The organism is Agromyces sp. Y558, from assembly GCF_059445415.1.
Genome location: NZ_JCAIUH010000001.1, coordinates 2,291,145 through 2,309,348 on the forward strand (window position 1 = coordinate 2,291,145; position 18,204 = coordinate 2,309,348).

An 18,204-nucleotide genomic window follows, 5' to 3' on the forward strand; every position below is an offset into this window, starting at 1 on the left:
GACCCGAGCAGGCAGGAGGATCGTGTCGCGTCGACTGCCGTCCACACCGCCGAATCTGCCCGGATTCGCGTTCATCCGCGTGCTCGGCTCGGGCGGGTTCGCCGATGTCTTCCTCTACGAACAGAACATGCCGAGGCGCCTCGTCGCTGTGAAGGTGCTCCTCGCCGAGGTCGTGAACGATGAGCTGCGCCAGATGTTCCAGGCCGAGGCGAACCTCATGGCCCAGCTCTCCTCGCATCCGTCGATTCTCACGGTCTACCAGGCGAGCGTCGCGGCCGACGGCCGCCCGTACCTCGTGATGGAGTACTGCTCCGCGTCGCTCGGGCAGCGCTACCGCTCTGTGCAACTGCCGATCGCCGAGGTGCTCGCGGTCGGCGTGCGCATCGCGAGTGCCGTCGAGACCGCCCACCGGCAGGGCGTGCTGCACCGCGATATCAAGCCCTCCAACATCCTCACGACGGCGTACGGCCATCCGGTGCTCTCCGACTTCGGCATCGCTGCGACGCTCGGCCAGGCAGAAGCCAGTGACACCGTCGGTCTGTCGATCCCGTGGTCGGCGCCCGAAGTGCTCCATGACGAGGTGTCGGGCGCCGTGGCAAGCGAAGTGTGGTCGCTCGGGGCCACCGTGTACTCGCTGCTCGCAGGCCGCAGCCCGTTCGAGGTCCCAGACGATGACAACGGCTCCGGTGCGCTCATGGCGCGTATCGACAAGGCGAAACTCGCGCCGACTGGTCGTATCGATGTGCCGAAGAGCCTCGAGTCGGTGCTGGCACGATCGATGTCTCGCAAGCCGTCAGGCCGTCAGGCGAGCGCCCTCGAGTTCATTCGCGATCTCCAAGCCGTCGAGGAGGAACTCGGGCTCGCCCAGACCCCGCTCGAAGTCGCAATGGACGATTGGGCGCTTGCGACCGCCGTCGACCTCGACGAACGCACCCGCATCAGCGGAAGCCACAGCGTCGACGACAAGGGAGGGCGACGACGACGACGCTCCACCGACACCGCGCACGGTTCAGCGCAACGCAGTGCGGATTCACGCCCGCACGAAGCCAGCAGCAGCCGTGCCCGCGCCGCCCAACCGACGACCCGGCGGCTGGCATGGGGTATCTCGATCGTCTCCGCGCTCCTCATCGCACTCGTCGGCGCCGGTGCGTACGCCGTGATCCAGGGGGCCCGCTCGATTCCGGTGGTCGCCGACGTCCAGGGCGTTGCCGAAACCGACACCGTGACGTTCTCGTGGAACGACCCCGGCATCCAGAGCGGTGACGCCTACATCGTCACCGTCGACGGCAAGGCATCGCCGGTGCAGCGCGAGTCCCGTCTCACCGTGCCCGCGGCCGAAGGCGACCGGGTCTGCGCGAGCGTCACGGTCACCCGCGACGGCAAGTCGGGCCGGCCGAGCGCCGAACGTTGCGTCGAAGTCAGCGTCGGCGTCGGCGTCGACGAGGGGGCATGATGCTGCGCCTGCCGCGCCTCGCACGACCGCGGTCCGCGGTCATCACCGCAGTGACGACCACTGCGGTCGTCGCCCTCGTCGCGGGAGTCGCCATCGCTTCCGGTGGGTACGCGGCCCAGCGCGTCGATCTCGGCGATGCCGCCGTCTGGGTGGCGAGCGACCGCCTCCAGTCCGTCGGGCGAGCCAACACAGCTGTGCTCGAACTGAACTCGGTGGTCGAGACCGGGTCCGCCGGCGCAGAGATCGTGCAACAGGGATCCACAGTGCTCGTGCTGGATCCCGAGCGGGCGACCGTGGGCATCATCGATGCGACCACCTCGAGCCTGACCAAGACGGTCGCTGTGCCACCCGACGACGTTTCACTCGCCCTGGCCGGTGCACGCGTGATCGTCTCCGCCGGGGGCGCTGTCTGGTCGGCGCCGATCTCGGAATTCGAGCAGTTCGACGCAGACGCCGAGCCGATGCTCGCCTTCGGTGAAGGTTCGGTCACCTCGGTCGACGCCGAAGGGACGCTCTTCGCATACACGCCGTCGACCGGTGTGGTCGCGAGGGTCGACGCGGCCGAGGCCGAGACCGTAGTGACCAGATGGCAGATCGAACCGATCGTCGGCGACCCCGACGTGCAGATCACCTCGGTCGGCGACCGCTGGGCGGTACTCGATCTCGAAGCCCGCCAGTTGCACCTCGACGGAGGCACCACCGATCTGACCGACTTCATCCAACCGCGAGACGAACCGGTGCTGCAGACGCCCTCGAGCAGCGGGGACGAAGTGGCGATCGCCACCCGAAGCGGCCTCGTCACCGTCGGCCTCGACGGCGAAGGTCCGAAGGTGCGGGTAGATGGTCGATCCGGGTTGCCCGCCGCGCCCGTCGTGCACGACGGATGCCTCCATGCGGCGTGGGGCCTCGGCAGCGCCTGGCGCTCGTGCGGCGCATCCGGCGATCGAACCATCGAGCTGCCGTCGGCGGCGGCGACCGGCGACTACTTCTTCCTCGCCAACGGTGGCGCACTCGCGCTCAACGATCGCCGCAGCGGCAAGACCTGGGCCGCCGGTGACGACTACGGGCTCATCGACAACTGGGACGATCTGCTGGAGATCGAACGCGACGACGAGACCGTCGAGCAGAACGACCCCGACACGCCGCCGACGATCGAGAAGAGCCCGGTGCCACCCGTCGTCGCCGACGACGAATTCGGCGCGCGCCCTGGGCGGGCGACGCTGCTGCCAGTGCTCCTGAACGACTACGACGCCAACGGTGACGTCTTGGTCATCGACACGGTCGACGGAGAGCTGCCGACCGGTGCGAAGCTCGACCTCATCGCCGACAACCAGCAGCTGCAGCTCACGCTCGACGGCGAGGCATCCGGTGTCATCGCGTTCGGCTACACAGCCGGTGACGGCCTTGGCGGCACGGCGAGCGGGACTGTGCGCGTGACGGTGCGCGACGCCGACGAGAACTCGCCCCCGATTCAACAGCGTCCGACACGAGCGCTGGTCGAGGCCGGCGGACGAGTGACCACTGCTGTGCTCGGCGATTGGGTCGACCCCGACGGCGATCCGTTCTTCCTTCGGCAGGCCCTCGCCGACGCGCCGGATTCGTTCTCGTCGACGGCAGACGGCGTCGTCGTGTTCGATGAGAAGGGTGGGGTGGGCGCCGAGCGTGCTGTCTCGCTCTTCGTCTCCGACGGACGCGACGAGTCGATCGGCGCACTCGGCATCGGCGTCCGCGCGCCTGGCGCTGTTCCGCTCATCGCCGACCCGTTCGTCGCCCTTGCCACCGCCGGTCAGGAGATCCGCATCGACCCGCTCCGGCATGTGCGCGGCGGTTCGGGTGTCATTCGTTTGAGCGCGGTGCCCGCCAAGCCCGATGCGCAGATGCCTCCCGACTACGACGGCGGCACCTTCCGGTTCACCAGTGAGGTGGTGCGAACCCACTACCTCGAGTACACCGTGACCGACGGACTCGAAACGACCACTGGGCGTGTCCGCGTCGACGTCTCTGCACCGCCCGAGCGCGACACCACTCCGATCACGGTGCCGCACACCGCATTCCTCCGCGTCCAGCAACCGGTCGATGTCGACGTGCTCGCCACCGACATCGACCCGACCGGCGGCGTGCTCATCGTGACCGGACTGGGCGAGCCCGCTGCAGAGGCAGGGGTGCAGATCGAGGTCATCGAGCACCGGATCCTGCGCGTGACGCTCACGCGGCCACTCGAAGCGGGGAGCACCGTCTTCGGCTATCGCGTCAGCAACGGCCTGGCAGAAGCCGAGGGCGAGGTGACCCTCGTCCAGATGCCCGACCCCGAACGCACCCAGCCGCCGGTGGCGGTCCCCGACACGATCGCTGCCCGCACGGGCGACGTCGTCGACATCGGAGTGCTCGCCAATGACGAGCACCCCGACGCTCTCCCGCTCACTCTCGACCCGGCGCTCGTGACCGCACCGGAGGCGGGCCTCCTCTTCGTCGACGGCGACCGCCTGCGTTATTTCGCCCCCGACGCCCCCGGCGAGTTCGTGGCTGTCTACCGCGTCACCGGACCCGACGGTCAGTTCGCCACGGCGAACGTGCAGATCTCGGTGCGCGCGGCAGATCCCGAGACGAACGCGGCGCCGGTGCCGGTGACGGTGACCTCTCGGGTGCTCGCGGGTGAGACCGTCCGCATCCCGATCCCGCTCGGTGGTGCCGACCCCGACGGCGACAGCGTGCAACTGCTCGGGCAGGAGTCCAACCCCGAGCGCGGCAACGTGAGCGCGCGGGGCGGCGACTGGCTCGAATACCAGGCGGGGGAGTACTCGGCGGGTACCGATGAGTTCCACTACGCCGTCGTCGACGCACTCGGCGCTCGAGCCACCGGCATCGTGCGTGTCGGCATCGCTCCGCGTCTCGATGGAGCTCGCACCCCCATCGCCGTCGAGGACACCGTGGTCGTGCGACCAGACCGCACGATCTCGGTGCGGGTGATGGAGAACGATTCGGACCCCGACGGCAGCACACTCACACTCCGCGGTATCGAGCCGATGACCGAAGGGGCGACGGCGACAGTCGTCGACGATCGCGTCGAGGTCGAGATCCCGCCGGGGGAGAACGAATACGGATTCATCTACACGATCGAGAACGAGCATCTCGGCGAAGCCAAGAGCTTCCTCAAGGTCGAGGCGCGCGAAGATGCGCCATTGGCCCGACCCGAGGCCTCCGATACCGTCCTCACGCTCAGCGACATCCTGGGCGAAGATCGCATCGATGTTCCCGTGCTCCGCAACGCCTTCCTCGCCGACGGCGACGCGTCCGAACTCACGGTCGGACTCGTCGACGGCTACGACCGCGGCGCCGAGGTGCGTCGTGACGGCACGATCCGCGTGCAGGTCGAGGACCGCCGCCGCATCATCCCGTTCTCCGTCGCGCACCCCGAAGACCCAGCCATCATCGCCTACGCGTTCATCTGGGTGCCCGGCCGCGACGACGCGCTCCCGCAACTCCGCACTGACGCCCCGGTCGTGCGCGTTGTGAGTGGCCGGGAGATCACCCTCGACCTCGACGACTACGTGATCGCAGCCTCGGGTCGACCGGTCAAACTCACGGATGCCGCGACGGTTCGCGCCTCGCACAGCGACGGGTCCGATCTCGTCATCGACCAGCGCACGCTTCGCTACCGCAGTGAAGAGGGGTACTTCGGACCGGCATCGCTTTCCTTCACCGTGACCGACGGCGAGTCCGCGACCGATCCTTCGGCGCGTACCGGCACGATCGTGATTCCGATCACGGTACTGCCGACCGAGAACCAACCGCCGGCGTTCACCGGCGGAGTCATCGACTTCGAGCCGGGCCAATCGAAGACGATCGAGCTCGTGAAACTCACGAACTATCCCTACCCCGAAGCGGTCGACGAGCTCGTCTATCGCGTGCTCCCACCGCCCGTGGAGGGCTTCCGCTTCTCACTCGACGGCGACGAGCTCACGATCCTGGCAGAGTCGGCCACAGTGAAGGGCACCCGTGCGGCAGTCGCGGTCGGGGTGGGAGACGACTCCGGCGATGGCAAGCCGGGGCGCATCGACTTGCGGGTCGTGCCATCGACGAAGCCCATCGCCCAGCCCTCACCAGACAACGCGATCGCCGCCCGCGGAAAGACGACCTCGATCGACGTTCTCGCCAACGACGGGGCCACGAACCCGTTCCCAGATGTGCCGCTCAGGGTCGTCGGGGTGCGCGGGCTCGATGCCGACGACCTGCCCGCCGGCGTTTCGATCGAGCCGAGCGAGGACCGCTCGACTCTGAGCGTGACCGTCGACTCCGACGCGCCACCGGTGAACTCCACCGTGCAGTACCAGGTCGCCGACGCCACCGACGATCCCAGTCGCTACGCCTGGGGAAGGGTCACCATCTCCGTGCAAGACCGCCCCGACCCCGTCACCGGTGCGCAGGTCACCGGGTTCGGCGACGGCAGCCTCGATGTCGCGTTCGGTGCCGGTGCGTTCAACAATTCGCCGATCACGGGATATGAGATCGCGCTCCTCGACGCGAGCACTCGAGAGGTGTTGCGCACCTCGACGTGCGAGGCGACAACGTGCACGGTGGCGACGCTCGGCAATGGACAGGGCAACGCCGTCTTCGTGCGTGTGCAGGCGAGGAACGCGATCGGACTCTCCGATCCGGTCGAGGCACCCGGACCGATCTGGTCCGATGTCATCCCGCCGCCGCCCAGCGGACTGCGCGCGTTGCCGCGCGACGGCCGACTCCTGGTCGAATGGTCGCCCGTCACAACCGGGGCAGGTAGCGCCGTCGAGTCCTATGTCGTGACCGTCGCGGGTGTCTCGAACGAGGTGTCGGCGGGCACTGCCTGCACGGCGACACTCTGCTCCATCGAGTCGCAACCGCTCGAGAACGGCAGCCAGGTGCCGATCGCCGTCAGCGCCCGAAACCAGGCGTATCCCGCGCTCGCAGTCTGGACCGAAGCCGGTGGCAGCGGCACGCCCTTCGGCGCACCGGTCGCCGGGGGAATCTCGGTCAACGGCGATGCCGCCGCGGGCACGGTCACCGTCTCGTGGGCGCCGTTCGCCGGCAACGGCGACGCCATCGGCGGCTATTTCGTGGAGCGACTCGTCGACGGTGCGTCCGGCGTACCGGGCGGCGCCCAGGCCTGTTCGGTGACGAGCCCGGCGCCAGGTTCGGTCGTCGCCCCGTCGAGCGGCGGCACGGTCGCCGACGTCGTGCACGTCGGCCCCGAGACCACGAGCCTCCAGTTCGCGGGCACCGCTGCCGAGTCCACGCGCTACTCGTTCCTCGTCTGGGGGTACAACAGAGCCGCGTGCGTGAACACCGAGGTCGCGGGCGTCGTGGTACGCCCGGCACCGGGCGGTATCCAGGGCGTCGATAGCCGGATGCAGATGCGCACCGCCGATGTCTGGGACCGGTACATCAACGATGTCGCACCCGATGCGTGGCAGTACAAGATCGTCGCCGTCGACGGCAACGGTGCGCAGATCCCAGGCACGCTGAGGGAGTTCAGCGGTTCGGGATGGGCGCGCGATCTCTTCGCGCGACCGTTCGGTGAGAAGGTGCGCTTCCAGGTGCAGGCCTGTTCGCTGTGGGGCAGTTGCGGACCGTGGTCGGCCGTTCTGCCCCCCGATGCCAGTCCGTCGCTCACGTTCGCGCTGCCGAGCCGAATCTGGGACAACGTGAAGACGTGGTCCTGGACTTCGGCACCCCAGAATTCCGGCCTGCCCGTCGCCTTCCGATGCGGCGTCGACGGCGATGGCAGCGGCCACGGCGCGCAGACGGGGACGAGTTGCCAGATCCCCGACGCGAAGCCGGGCGATCGGGTCTGGTTGGATGTTGAGATCGCGGGCGTGAGTGTTCGCTACTGGAATCGCTGAGAAGGAGCCCACATGACCATGACCCCCGAGGAGGCGACGCGGTTCGCCGCGACGCTCGACCGACTCGTCGGTGCGGTCGAGGAAGTGCTGCTCGGCAAGAACCGGGTCATCCGCCTCGCGTTCACCGCATTCCTCAGCGAAGGGCACCTGCTGCTCGACGACGTGCCCGGCACTGGCAAGACCTCGCTCGCACGGGCGATGGCGCAGTCCATCGACGGCACGAGCAATCGCGTGCAGTTCACACCCGACCTGCTCCCAGGCGACATCACCGGCGTGACTGTGTACGACCAGCGATCGGGGGTCTTCGAGTTCCACCCCGGGCCGATTTTCGCCAGTATCGTCCTCGCCGACGAGATCAACCGTGCGAGCCCCAAGACGCAATCGGCCCTCCTCGAGGTCATGGAGGAGGGGCAGGTGACCGTCGACGGGCAAACGCACCCTGTGGGACATCCGTTCATGGTGATCGCGACGCAGAACCCCGTCGAACAGGCGGGAACCTATCGGCTGCCCGAAGCACAACTCGACCGCTTCCTGATGCGCACCTCCATCGGCTATCCCGACCACGCCTCGACGATCCGCATCCTCGAAGGCGCCGACCGCCGGGCGCACGAGCAGCGCGTCGACTCCCAGCTCGCTTCGGAGGAGGTCGTCGAAATGGCTGCGGTCGCACGCACCGTCTACGTCGATCCGACCATCCACGACTATGTCTCCCGGCTCGTCGAAGCCACTCGAACCGCTCGCGAGGTGCGGCTCGGAGTCAGCGTTCGCGGGGCACTCGCACTCATCCGTGCCGCCAAGACCCACGCAGCCGGCCGCGGTCGGCACTACGTCGTGCCCGACGACGTGAAGGCACTCGCCGAACCGGTGCTCGCACATCGGCTGATCCTCGACCCCGAGGCGGAGTTCGACGGCGTCACCGCCTCGAACATGATCGCGCAAGTGCTGATCGAGACGCCGCCGCCCTCGACCAGGCAGGCGGTGTGACGCTCACCCAGACCCGCACCACGATCCCCGAGGAAGCCAAGAAAGATGGCCTGCTCGCGGTCGTCATCGGGCGCGTCGTCGTAGCCGCCCGCACAGCAGGCGCCGCGATCACGCGGGCAGCCCATGCCGTGCAGGGCGTTGTGACCCCGCTCGGGTGGGCCGTGATCACCGCGGCCGTTCTGGTGCTCGGACTGGGATACGGCTGGGGCTGGCTCGAACTCATCGCGCTCGGGTGGGGACTCGTGGTGCTCATCATCGCGGCATCCGTCTGGCTCGTCGGTCGCGGGGCGGGAACCATCCGGCTTGTCCTGCCGGCGCCGCGCGTTGTCGTCGGCGAACCCGCCGAAGCGCGACTGATCGCGGCGAATCCCGGCCGACGGCGTTTCGGCGGGGTGCAGCTCGAGCTGCCGGTCGGGCGCCGCGTCGTCGAGCGTGTGCTGCCCGGACTGCCTCGCGGCGGCGCGTTCGACGAGCAGTTCCGCATTCCGACCGAGCGGCGTGGCGTGGTCGCCGTCGGGCCGGCACGCACCGTGCGCGCCGACCCGATCGGTCTCATGCGGCGTGAGTTCGTGTGGTCCGAGACGGCCGAGTTGCACGTGCACCCGCGCACCGTGCCGATCGCGGCGCTCAGCACCGGATTCATCCGCGATCTCGAGGGGTCGCCGACTCGCGACCTCACGGCCAGCGACATCGCCTTCCACGCGCTTCGGGAGTACGTGCCGGGCGACGATCGGCGATTCATCCACTGGCGCAGTTCGGCCAAGACCGGCACCTTCATGGTGCGCCAGTTCGAGGAGACCCGGCGCAGCCGACTCATGATCCTGCTCGACCTCGACCCCGGCGCGTACGCCGACGATGCCGAGTTCGAGCTCGCCGTCAGCGCCGCGGCATCCGTCGGCGCCCGGGCGATCCGCGATGCCCGCACTGTCTCGTTCGTCGTCTCGGGTCGGGCTCGTGGCATGGATGCGCGGCGGAATGCCATGCGGGAGCTGCCGACCGTCTCCCGTGATCGGCTGCTCGATTCGCTCTGCCTCGTCGAGACCGACCCGGATGCCGTGATGCTCCCCGATGTCGCGCGCGCCGCGGCGGAGTCGCTCGCCGGTGTCTCGCTCGCCTTCCTCGTGACCGGGACGGCACGCGGCATCGCCCCGCTTCGGGCGGCTGCGACGCGATTGCCGCCCGAGGTGGAGACGATCGCCGTGCAGTGCTCGCCCGAAGGCGATGCGAGCGCGCGGGCCATCGCCGGTCTCACCGTGTTCGGCATCGGGTACCTCGAAGACCTACGCGCCATGCTCGCCAGATCGGCGTCGGTCGCATGAACGCGCGAACGCCGGCCGGCGCGACCCGCATCGCCCCCACGCTGGTGTCGGTCGTGCTCGTGGTGGCCATGCTCGTTGCGGCCATGGTGCCGTGGTGGCCGATCTACGAGAGCAGCGCTCTGGTCATCGCAGCAGGCGTCGGAATCCTCGCCGGTGCGACCATCGGAGTGGTCGGTGCGCGGTTCCGACTGCCCGCCTGGATCGTCGTGCTCGCCGTCTTCGGCACATTCGTCGTGCTCGGTGTGCCCGCCGCGGTGCCCGGTCGCGCGATCGCCGGGGTGCTGCCGACCCCGGCCGGTCTCGTCGAGCTTCTGGCCGGCGCCGCCCTCTCGTGGAAACAGCTCGTGACGATCTCGGTTCCGGTCGGCTCCTATCAGGCCCTCCTGGTGCCGCCGTTCCTCCTGACCCTCACGATGGCGACGGCTGCGGTCTCGATTGCGCTGCGAAGCCGGTGGCCTGCGGCTGCGGCTCTCCCGCCGGCCTTGCTTCTCGTCGCGGGCATCGCCCTCGGAGTCGTGCACACGGCCTTCGCCGTCGAGGCCGGGCTCGGCTTCCTCATCACCGCGGTGGCGTGGCTCGTGCGGGTCGCCATCGCCAACCGGCGTGCGCTGACGAGCGGTCGCCGCGTCGAAGCGGCTCTGACCGACGCACGTCGGGTGCTCGGTGCGTCGGCACTGGTGGCCATCGCCCTCGTTGGTGCCACCGCGGCATCCGTCGCCCTACCTGTGCCGCCACGCAACGTCGTGCGCGCTGAACTGCAGCCGCCCTTCGAGCCTCGCGAGCACGACAGCCCACTCGCAGGATTCCGCGTCGCATTCGCTGAGGATGTCGCCGAGCAGACGATGATCGACGTCCGCGGTCTTGCCGAGGGTGCCGGTGTGCGGATGGCGACCCTCGACACCTATGACGGAATCGTCTACTCAGTGGGAGGAGCCGAAGGGGCGTCCGCCTCCGGCAGGTTCACCCGGGTGCCGTATCGCCTCGATCAGTCGGGCGCGCCCGGTGACACCACGCGCCTCGAGGTGGAGGTGGCGGGTTACTCGGAGGTATGGGTGCCCGGCGTGGGCCGACTCGAGCGCATCACCTTCGGCGGTCCTCGCACCGAGACCCTCACCGAGTCGTTCTTCTACAACGAGGTGACGAGCACCGGGGCGGTGCAAACGGGCCTGCGGGCTGGTGATCGATACACCGCGATCTCGGTGGTTCCCGTCGATCCGGCCGACCTCGCCGCACTGCAACCCGGCACGAGTGTGCTGCCCGGCGCGCCCGAGCTGCCCGAGAAGCTGGCCCTTCTACTCGACGAGTGGGCGCCGGCATCCGACACGCAGGGCGAGCGGCTGCGCGCGCTCATCGAGGGCTTCCACCGCGACGGCTACGTCAGCCACGGTCTGACCGACGAGGAGCCGCCGAGCAGGTCGGGGCATTCTCTCGATCGCCTCGCCGAACTCGCGACGGAGCGACCGATGGTGGGCGACGGCGAGCAGTACGCGGTGGCGGCGGCGCTCATGGCGCGCAGCATCGGGTTCCCCGCGCGGGTGGTCGTTGGCTTCCTGCCGAGACAGGGTGATGCGGCGGATGCATCGGGGGATGCGACTGCGGAGGCCGAAGCGGAGGCGGAGGCCGTGCCCGATGGTGTCACGAGATTCGCGAGCGCCGACAAGCAGGCGTGGATCGAGGTGCAGCGTGCCGACGGCGCATGGGTCGCGGTCGACCCGAACCCGGTACCGAGGGAGATTCCCGAGCGTGAGCCCGATCAGCCGACGATCGTGTCACGACCGCAGTCGGCGCTGCCGCCGCCGGCGGATCGCACACCCGTCGATGAACTCACGTCCGACCCCGAGGCGCCTCCGGACGAACCCGATGACGACGCCGAAGCCTGGGTGGAGGTCCTTCTCCGCGTGCTCGGCATCGCCGGTGTGGTGCTGGGCGGGCTCGCCGTGATCGCCAGCCCCTTCCTCGCCATCATCGTGGCCAAGCTGCGTCGGCGAAGGTTGCGGCGGCGTGCCCCGAACTCCGTCGAACGCATCGAGGGCGGGTGGCAGGAGTTCGCCGACACGGCCTCCGACTACGGGTACGCGATCCGTCCGACTGCGACGCGCGCCGAGCAGGCGGCGACGGTCGGGGGGCTCGCTCCGCTCGTGCTCGCTTCGGCCGTCGACCGGGCGGTGTTCGCGCCCGACGGTCCAGCCGATGGTGACGACCTGCGAGTCTGGGAATCGGTCGACGAGCTGCAGCAACGGCTGGGTGCGCCTCGTTCCCTGCGCGAGCGGCTGCGTGCTGCGGTCTCGCTCACCTCGCTCGGCGGGTACGCTGTGACGCGGAGAGGAGCTCGGTCGTGACGTGTCTGATCTGCGGGGCAGAGCTCCCCGTCGGGGCGATGTTCTGCGGCGAATGCGGCAGTTCCACGAGTGCGACGCCCGAGTCGAGGCGTCGACCCGACCCGCGGCCGGGCGACACGACGGTGATCGAGCGGCCGGTGCGGCGGGGCAGCGGCGTGATCAGCATTCCGGTGGAGGGCTTCCGGGCTGCGACGGAGATCGGGGCGATTGATGCCCAGTTCGGTGCCCCGGCGGCGGCGGCTGCGGCGGCAGCGCCCGTCGCGGCACTGGCGAGGTTCGTGCTGACCTTCAGTACCGGCGAGACGTGCACCGTGTTCGGTTCCGGTCTGATCGGTCGCCGGCCGATTCCCCAGCCCGGTGAGGTATTCGACCATCTGGTGCAGATCGCGGATCGTTCTCTCTCGGTGTCGAAGACGCATCTGGAGTTCGGCGAGCACGACAACACCCTCTGGATCGCCGACCGGTTCTCGGGCAACGGCACCGTCGTGCGCCGAGGCGACGACGGTGCGGTTCGGTGCGAGCCCGGTCGACGCTACCTCGTTCCGCGGGGCAGCCGGGTCGAGTTGGCCGAGCAGTCCTTCGCGGTGTCCTGAGCCGTTTCCGCAGTGCGACCCATCCTCCACAGGTGTTCGTCCTTCGGCTTCGTGCCCCGATCGACGGCGCGCCGACCGCGTCCCGCGGGTTCGGTGATCAGATCGCATGGTGGAACGATTCGACCCCGCACCGCATTCGGTAGACATACCGCTCACGCTGCCCGCTGCGCCTGCGGAGCCCACCCGTGCCGGTTTCCCGCTGCTGGCCACGCTCGCGCCGGTCGTCGGTGCGGTCGCCCTCTGGGCGATCACGAGCTCGCCGTTCGCTCTGGTCTTCGCCGTGCTCGGTCCACTCGTGGCGATCGCGTCGATGGTGGATGCGCGACGGTCGGCGCGTCGGCACCGCCGTCGGGCGGCGGGCGAGCGGCAGCAGCGACTCGACGAACTCGCGGTTGAGATCGAGGAGCGTCACGGCCTCGAGCGCGCGAGTGCATGGCGTCGCTCACCCTCCGCACGAGTGATGCTCGAGTCCGGCGAACATGCGGCCTGGCGCGATGAGGAGCCGTCTCCGATCGTGCTCGGCCGCGGCGCGGTCGCGAGTTCGCTGCGGGTCGACGGGAGCCCGGTCGATGCAGTCGATCGTGACCTGCTGCTCGGGGCGGCACGGCTGGAGGACGCGCCCGTGGTCGCCGAGGTGGGCCCCGGCATCGGATTCGTGGGCGACCTTTGGCTGGCCCGCGCTGCGGCGCGCGCCGCCGTCGTGCACTTCGTTCACAATGCGAGTCCACGAAGCTTCGGCATCGAGGGTCCCGCCGGTCCCGTGCGAGGCTCGTGGAATTGGTTGCGCCACTTGCCCCATTGGGGCAGCCCGAGTCGCCGCATGCTGGTCGTCGTCGACGAGGGGGACGATACCGGAGCGCCCGGGGGATCAGCAGCATCTGTTGCCCGTTCGCAGCCCGATCGACCGCCGTTCACGTTGATCGCCATCGCGCGCGAGTCAGCAGACCTGCCGCCGGGCCTGCAGACGGTCGTGGTGCTCGAGGCGTCGGATGCGGCGATTCTGCGGAGACGAGGTGGTGTCGCCGACTCACGGTTCGTGCCGTTCCTGATCGGTGCAGCCGAGGCGGCGGGCTGGGCCCGGTCGGCGGCTCTCGCCGCGGAACGAGCCGGTCTCGGCACGCCGGCGGGCTCGCTTCCCGAGCGCGTTCGCCTCGACGAGTTGCACCGACCGGCCGTCGCACCACAGGATCGCTCGACGCTTGTAGTGGCGGTCGGCGCCGTCGATGGCGGAACGCTGGAACTCGATCTCGTGCGCGATGGCCCGCACGCGCTCGTCGCCGGCACGACCGGCAGCGGAAAGAGCGAGTTCCTGCTCGCATGGATGGCGGCGCTCGCGAGCGGTTACCCGCCTGCGCGTGTCTCGTTCCTCCTGGTCGATTTCAAGGGTGGTGCCGCATTCGAACCGATTCGTGGCCTCCCACACGTGACGGGTATCGTCACCGACCTCGACGAGGCCGAGGCGGAACGCGCGGTCTCGAGCCTGCGGGCCGAACTCAAGCACCGGGAGTCGGTGCTCGGCGCTGCCGGGAAGCGCGACATCGCCGACCTCGGCGATGAGGTGGAGCTGGCACGACTGGTCATCGTCGTCGACGAGTTCCAGGCGATGATCGAACGGTTCCCAGACCTCGGTGCGATCATCGGCGATATCGCAGCCCGGGGCCGATCGCTCGGCGTGCATCTCGTGCTCGCATCGCAGCGACCGAACGGGGTCGTGCGTGAGCAGGTCACGGCCAACTGTGCGATCCGGGTGTCGCTTCGAGTCATGCAGCGATCCGACAGCGAGGCGGTGGTGGGCACTCCGTTGGCAGCAGAGATCCGGCCGGATTCGCCGGGTCGCGGAGTCGTCGATCGCGGCGACGGTTGCCCGGTGCTCTTCCAGTCCGCGATCGCCGAAGCTGCGACGATCACCGCGCTTGCAGCGGCGACGGCCGGGCTTCCGCGTGCGCGACGCACATGGCTGGATCCGCTGCCCTCTCGCATCACCGCTGAAGAGCTCGCGGCCGTGGTTTCGCCCGGTCGCACGTCACGTCCTCCGAATGGCGAACCCGCGGCGGAGCACACCGCGGGCGATGCGTTCGCGATCGGCGTGCTCGACGAGCCCGAGCAGCAGCGACGGAGCATCGCCCACTGGTCGCCTCGAGCCGACGGCAGCCTGATCGTGCTCGGTGCGCCCGGGAGCGGCCGCAGCACCGCGCTCGCGACGGTCGAGCACGCCGCGGTGCGCGCGTACGGGCCAGGCGCGGTACTGCGACTCGAGGGCACGCGCGGCGCGGTGTGGGAAGAGCTCGTCGGTGCCCTGGCCGCCATCCGTGACGAGTCGTCGCCACCTCGCCTCGTCGTGATCGACGATCTCGACGCACGGTTCCGAGCGTGGCCCGACGATTACCGCCTTGCGGCACTCGAAATGGTCGAGGCCCTCGTCAGGGAAGCGCGCGGCCGTGGCACCGCGGTCGCAGCGTCCGCGGTGCAGTTGCACGGGCTCGGAGGCGGCCTTCGCGACGGCTTCGGCGCGCGGTTGGTGCTGCGGCACGCGACTCGTTCAGACCTCGTTCAGGCTGGCGGCAGGGGCGAGCTCTGGCGAGCCGGAGACACCCCCGGTGCGGGTCAGTGGCGCGGACACCGCATACAGCTCATCGAGGTGGAGCGCCCCGCGCCTCGAGCGCACCGACCGGTGCCGCAGTTCGAGTTGAGTCCCGAGCGACTGTATGCGGTCGCGGCCGCGGCACCGCGAGCCGCGGCGACGTCGATTGCAGCCCTCGGACGAACTCCGTTGCTCCTCTCGGCCGGCGGCGAGTCCGCCGTTCGGGCGGCACTGGCCATCCACTCCGCCGACGCACCTCCACCCGTCATCGTGGGCGACAGCGACGCCTGGTCGGCGAGCTGGGGGCTCACAGCCGCACTCCGTGAAGATGCAGTCTTGGTCGTTCGCGGTGGCACCGCCGAGTATCGGGCCCTCGTGCGTGCCCGCGAACTGCCCCCGTTGCTCGACGAGGCCCAGGCGCAGTGCTGGGTCGTCGAACCCGGAACGACTGCGCGGCGGGCGACATGGCTGGAGCACACCGTGCACTGAGCCTGCCTCGGAACAGGGCTCGGCGACTGAAATCGCGCTGCCCTGCCTGAATCCGAGACCTGCACAGCGGGTCATCCTGTTCTTGGATGCAGGCTCGGGCCGATTCCGATCCCGATTCCGATTGCGATTCCGATCAGGTCAGATCGTTGCGCGGACCGCGCCCACACGGCGTTCGCCGCCCATGACCCAGAGATCGAGTTCGGTCTGCACCGCGTCGATGGCCTGATCGTCGACGGCGCCCGCCTGTGCGAGCAGCCGAAGGGCGATGATCGTCGATGCGCGCGACGAACCGTCGAGCACCTTGAGCGCGACCGTCGTGCCGTCGGGTGCCGTCATCACCATGACGCCCTCGGCGCCGACCTTGGCGAAGACCCCGAGACGCTCGACGGCGACGGTGTCGGGTTGCCCAGGGCCGCCGACGGCCCACGCATGCTCGCGAACTGCCTCGGTGAGTGCGGCGGCCTCACGATACAGCGCGAACGGAGAGCCAGGTGCGGCGGTCGTGATCTTCTGGATGCCGCGGGCGAGGCCGTTCAGGCTGATGGCGTGCACGGGCGCGCCGCATCCGTCGACCGCGGTCGCCGCGGGCCGCTCACCTGTGAATCGCTCGATGACGTCGAGCACCCGTTTCTGCAGCGGATGCTCGGGATCGAGGTATCCCTCGAGCGGCCAGTCGTTGGCGACGCAGGCGAGGAGCATCGCCGCGTGCTTGCCCGAGCAGTTCATGAACACCCGTTCGCGGGCGCCGCCGGAGCGGATGAGCTGCTCGCGCGCGACCTGGTCGGAGGGTGCGGCCGGCGGGCAGCCGAGCGCGGACTCCGGCAGGGTCGCCCGCTCGAGGAGGCCCCGCACGAGTGCGACGTGGCCGGCCGTGCCCGAGTGGCTGCCGGTGGCGATCGCCGCGTCTTCACCGCGGAGCGTGACGCCCGAGGTCATCACGGCGACCGCTTGGAACGGCTTCAGGCACGAGCGAGGGAAGATCGGGGTGACCACGTCGCCGAGAGCGCGCATCACCTCGCCCTCGGGGGAGAGCACGACGGCGGAACCGGCGTGCCGGGACTCGATGAAACCACTGCGTTCGACCACGGCGAGTTCGACGGAATCAGTGACTGAGAATGTGCCGGCCACCTGTGCTATCCGAGGGAGGCGAGGGCGTCGTCGAGCACACGGAGCCCGTCTTCGATGAGGGCGTCGCTGACCGCGAGGCTCGGGAGGAAGCGCAGTACGTTGCCGTAGGTTCCCGCGTTCAGGAAGAGCACCCCGCGTTGGGCCGCGTACGCGACCAGTGCGGTGACTGCCTCGGCATTCGGCGCCTTCGTGGTCGCGCCGGTGCCGGGCTGCACGAGTTCGATGGCGATCATCGCTCCCTTGCCACGGATCTCACCGATGATGTCGTAGCGCCGGGCCAGTCGTTCGAGACCGGCACGGAAGGTCGCCTCGATGCGCTGCGCCTCGGCGAGCAGCCCGTGCTCTTCGATCGATTCGAAGACGGCGATCGCCGCTGCGCACGCAACGGGGTTGCCGCCGAAGGTGCCTCCGAGTCCGCCGGGGTGCGAAGCATCCATGATCTCGGCGCGGCCGGTGACCGCGGCGAGGGGGAGGCCGCCCGCGATGCCCTTCGCCGAGAGCACGAGGTCGGGCTCCCAGCCGAAGTGCTCGCTCGCGTAGTAGCGGCCGGTGCGGGCCATGCCCGACTGGATCTCGTCGGCGATCATGACGACGCCGTTCTCGGTGCACCAGGCCTGCAGGGTCGGCAGGAACCCGTCGGCCGGAACCATGAATCCGCCCTCGCCCTGGATCGGCTCGACGACGAGGCAGGCCAAGTCGCTCGCACCGACCACCTTCTCGAGGTAGGCGATCGTGCGGGCCGCGGCATCCGCCCCCGACAGACCGTCGTGATACGGGTACGAGCTCGGCGCATGGTAAACGTCGCCGGCGAGCGGGCCGTAGCCCGTGGCGTAAGGGTGCGCCCTGTAGTTCATGGCCATCGTGAGGTTCGTGCGACCGTGATACGCGTGGTCGAGCACCGCCACGGCGCGACGGCCGGTGTGCTTGCGGGCGATCTTCACGCCGTTCTCGACGGCCTCGGCGCCCGAGTTGACGAGCACGCTCTTCTTCTCCCAGTTGCCGGGCGTGTGCTCGGCGAGGAGCTCGGCGACCCGTACGTACTCCTCGTAAGGGGTGATCGTGAAGAGCGTGTGGATGACATCCTGCAGCTGGCTCGCTGCCGCCGCAACGACGCGCTGCTCGGTGTGGCCGACGGTCGTCACGCCGATGCCGGCACCGAAGTCGACGAACTGATTGCCGTCGACGTCGACGAGGATCGCGCCGTTGGCGCGCTCGATGTAGACGGGCAAGGCAGACGAGACGCCGGCCGAGACGACCTTCGATCGTCGCGCCTGCAGCTCGAGCGATTTCGGACCGGGGATGGCGGTCACGACCTTGCGCTCCTGCGGCACGGTGTAGACCGGGGCGGCGGCTGTCTGCGCGGCGATGGGGGTATCAGTCATGGTGCGTCCAGCTTATCGCCGCCGCGCAGGCCGCGCCGATGCGGCGGTCGAGCCGAGCGC

9 protein-coding genes are annotated in these 18,204 nt (G+C 69.5%); 7 read left to right on the plus strand and 2 right to left on the minus strand.

The features are described 5' to 3' along the window. Nucleotides 1–22 precede the first annotated feature (22 nt). The 7 genes from AC1C2T_RS10715 to AC1C2T_RS10745 all read left to right on the plus strand — a co-directional run bounded on the left by AC1C2T_RS10715 (nucleotide 23) and on the right by AC1C2T_RS10745 (nucleotide 15,634). On the plus strand, nucleotides 23–1,453 hold the full coding sequence (locus AC1C2T_RS10715; RefSeq protein ID WP_495385248.1) for a serine/threonine-protein kinase: 1,431 nt from the start codon (nucleotides 23–25) through the stop codon (nucleotides 1,451–1,453). Next, nucleotides 1,450–7,329 (plus strand): Ig-like domain-containing protein, encoded by a 5,880-nt coding sequence (locus tag AC1C2T_RS10720; RefSeq protein WP_495385249.1) that lies wholly within the window; start codon nucleotides 1,450–1,452, stop codon nucleotides 7,327–7,329. Before AC1C2T_RS10715 ends, AC1C2T_RS10720 begins: the two co-directional genes overlap by 4 nt. A 12-nt stretch (nucleotides 7,330–7,341) precedes the next feature. Further along, nucleotides 7,342–8,313, plus strand: a complete 972-nt coding sequence (locus tag AC1C2T_RS10725; RefSeq protein WP_495362535.1) for an AAA family ATPase — start codon at nucleotides 7,342–7,344, stop codon at nucleotides 8,311–8,313. Further along, the gene (locus AC1C2T_RS10730) at nucleotides 8,310–9,632 is read left to right on the plus strand and encodes a DUF58 domain-containing protein (protein WP_495385250.1); all 1,323 of its coding nucleotides are present in this window, start codon (nucleotides 8,310–8,312) and stop codon (nucleotides 9,630–9,632) included. The genes AC1C2T_RS10725 and AC1C2T_RS10730 overlap by 4 nt, the downstream gene beginning before the upstream one ends. Then, nucleotides 9,629–11,971 (plus strand): transglutaminase-like domain-containing protein, encoded by a 2,343-nt coding sequence (locus AC1C2T_RS10735; protein WP_495385251.1) that lies wholly within the window; start codon nucleotides 9,629–9,631, stop codon nucleotides 11,969–11,971. Before AC1C2T_RS10730 ends, AC1C2T_RS10735 begins: the two co-directional genes overlap by 4 nt. Then, nucleotides 11,968–12,564 carry an FHA domain-containing protein gene (locus tag AC1C2T_RS10740; protein WP_495385252.1) on the plus strand — a complete coding sequence of 199 codons (597 nt, stop codon included), beginning with the start codon at nucleotides 11,968–11,970 and terminating at the stop codon, nucleotides 12,562–12,564. The genes AC1C2T_RS10735 and AC1C2T_RS10740 overlap by 4 nt, the downstream gene beginning before the upstream one ends. Nucleotides 12,565–12,670: 106 nt before the next feature. Continuing rightward, nucleotides 12,671–15,634, plus strand: a complete 2,964-nt coding sequence (locus tag AC1C2T_RS10745) for an FtsK/SpoIIIE domain-containing protein (RefSeq protein ID WP_495385253.1) — start codon at nucleotides 12,671–12,673, stop codon at nucleotides 15,632–15,634. 138 nt (nucleotides 15,635–15,772) lie between these two features. Here the strand turns inward: AC1C2T_RS10745 and AC1C2T_RS10750 are convergent, their stop codons facing one another. Next, nucleotides 15,773–16,762, minus strand: a complete 990-nt coding sequence (locus AC1C2T_RS10750) for an asparaginase (protein WP_495385254.1) — start codon at nucleotides 16,760–16,762, stop codon at nucleotides 15,773–15,775. A 5-nt stretch (nucleotides 16,763–16,767) separates the two neighbouring features. After that, nucleotides 16,768–18,144, minus strand: a complete 1,377-nt coding sequence (gene gabT / locus AC1C2T_RS10755) for a 4-aminobutyrate--2-oxoglutarate transaminase (RefSeq protein ID WP_495362541.1) — start codon at nucleotides 18,142–18,144, stop codon at nucleotides 16,768–16,770. Nucleotides 18,145–18,204 lie beyond the last annotated feature (60 nt).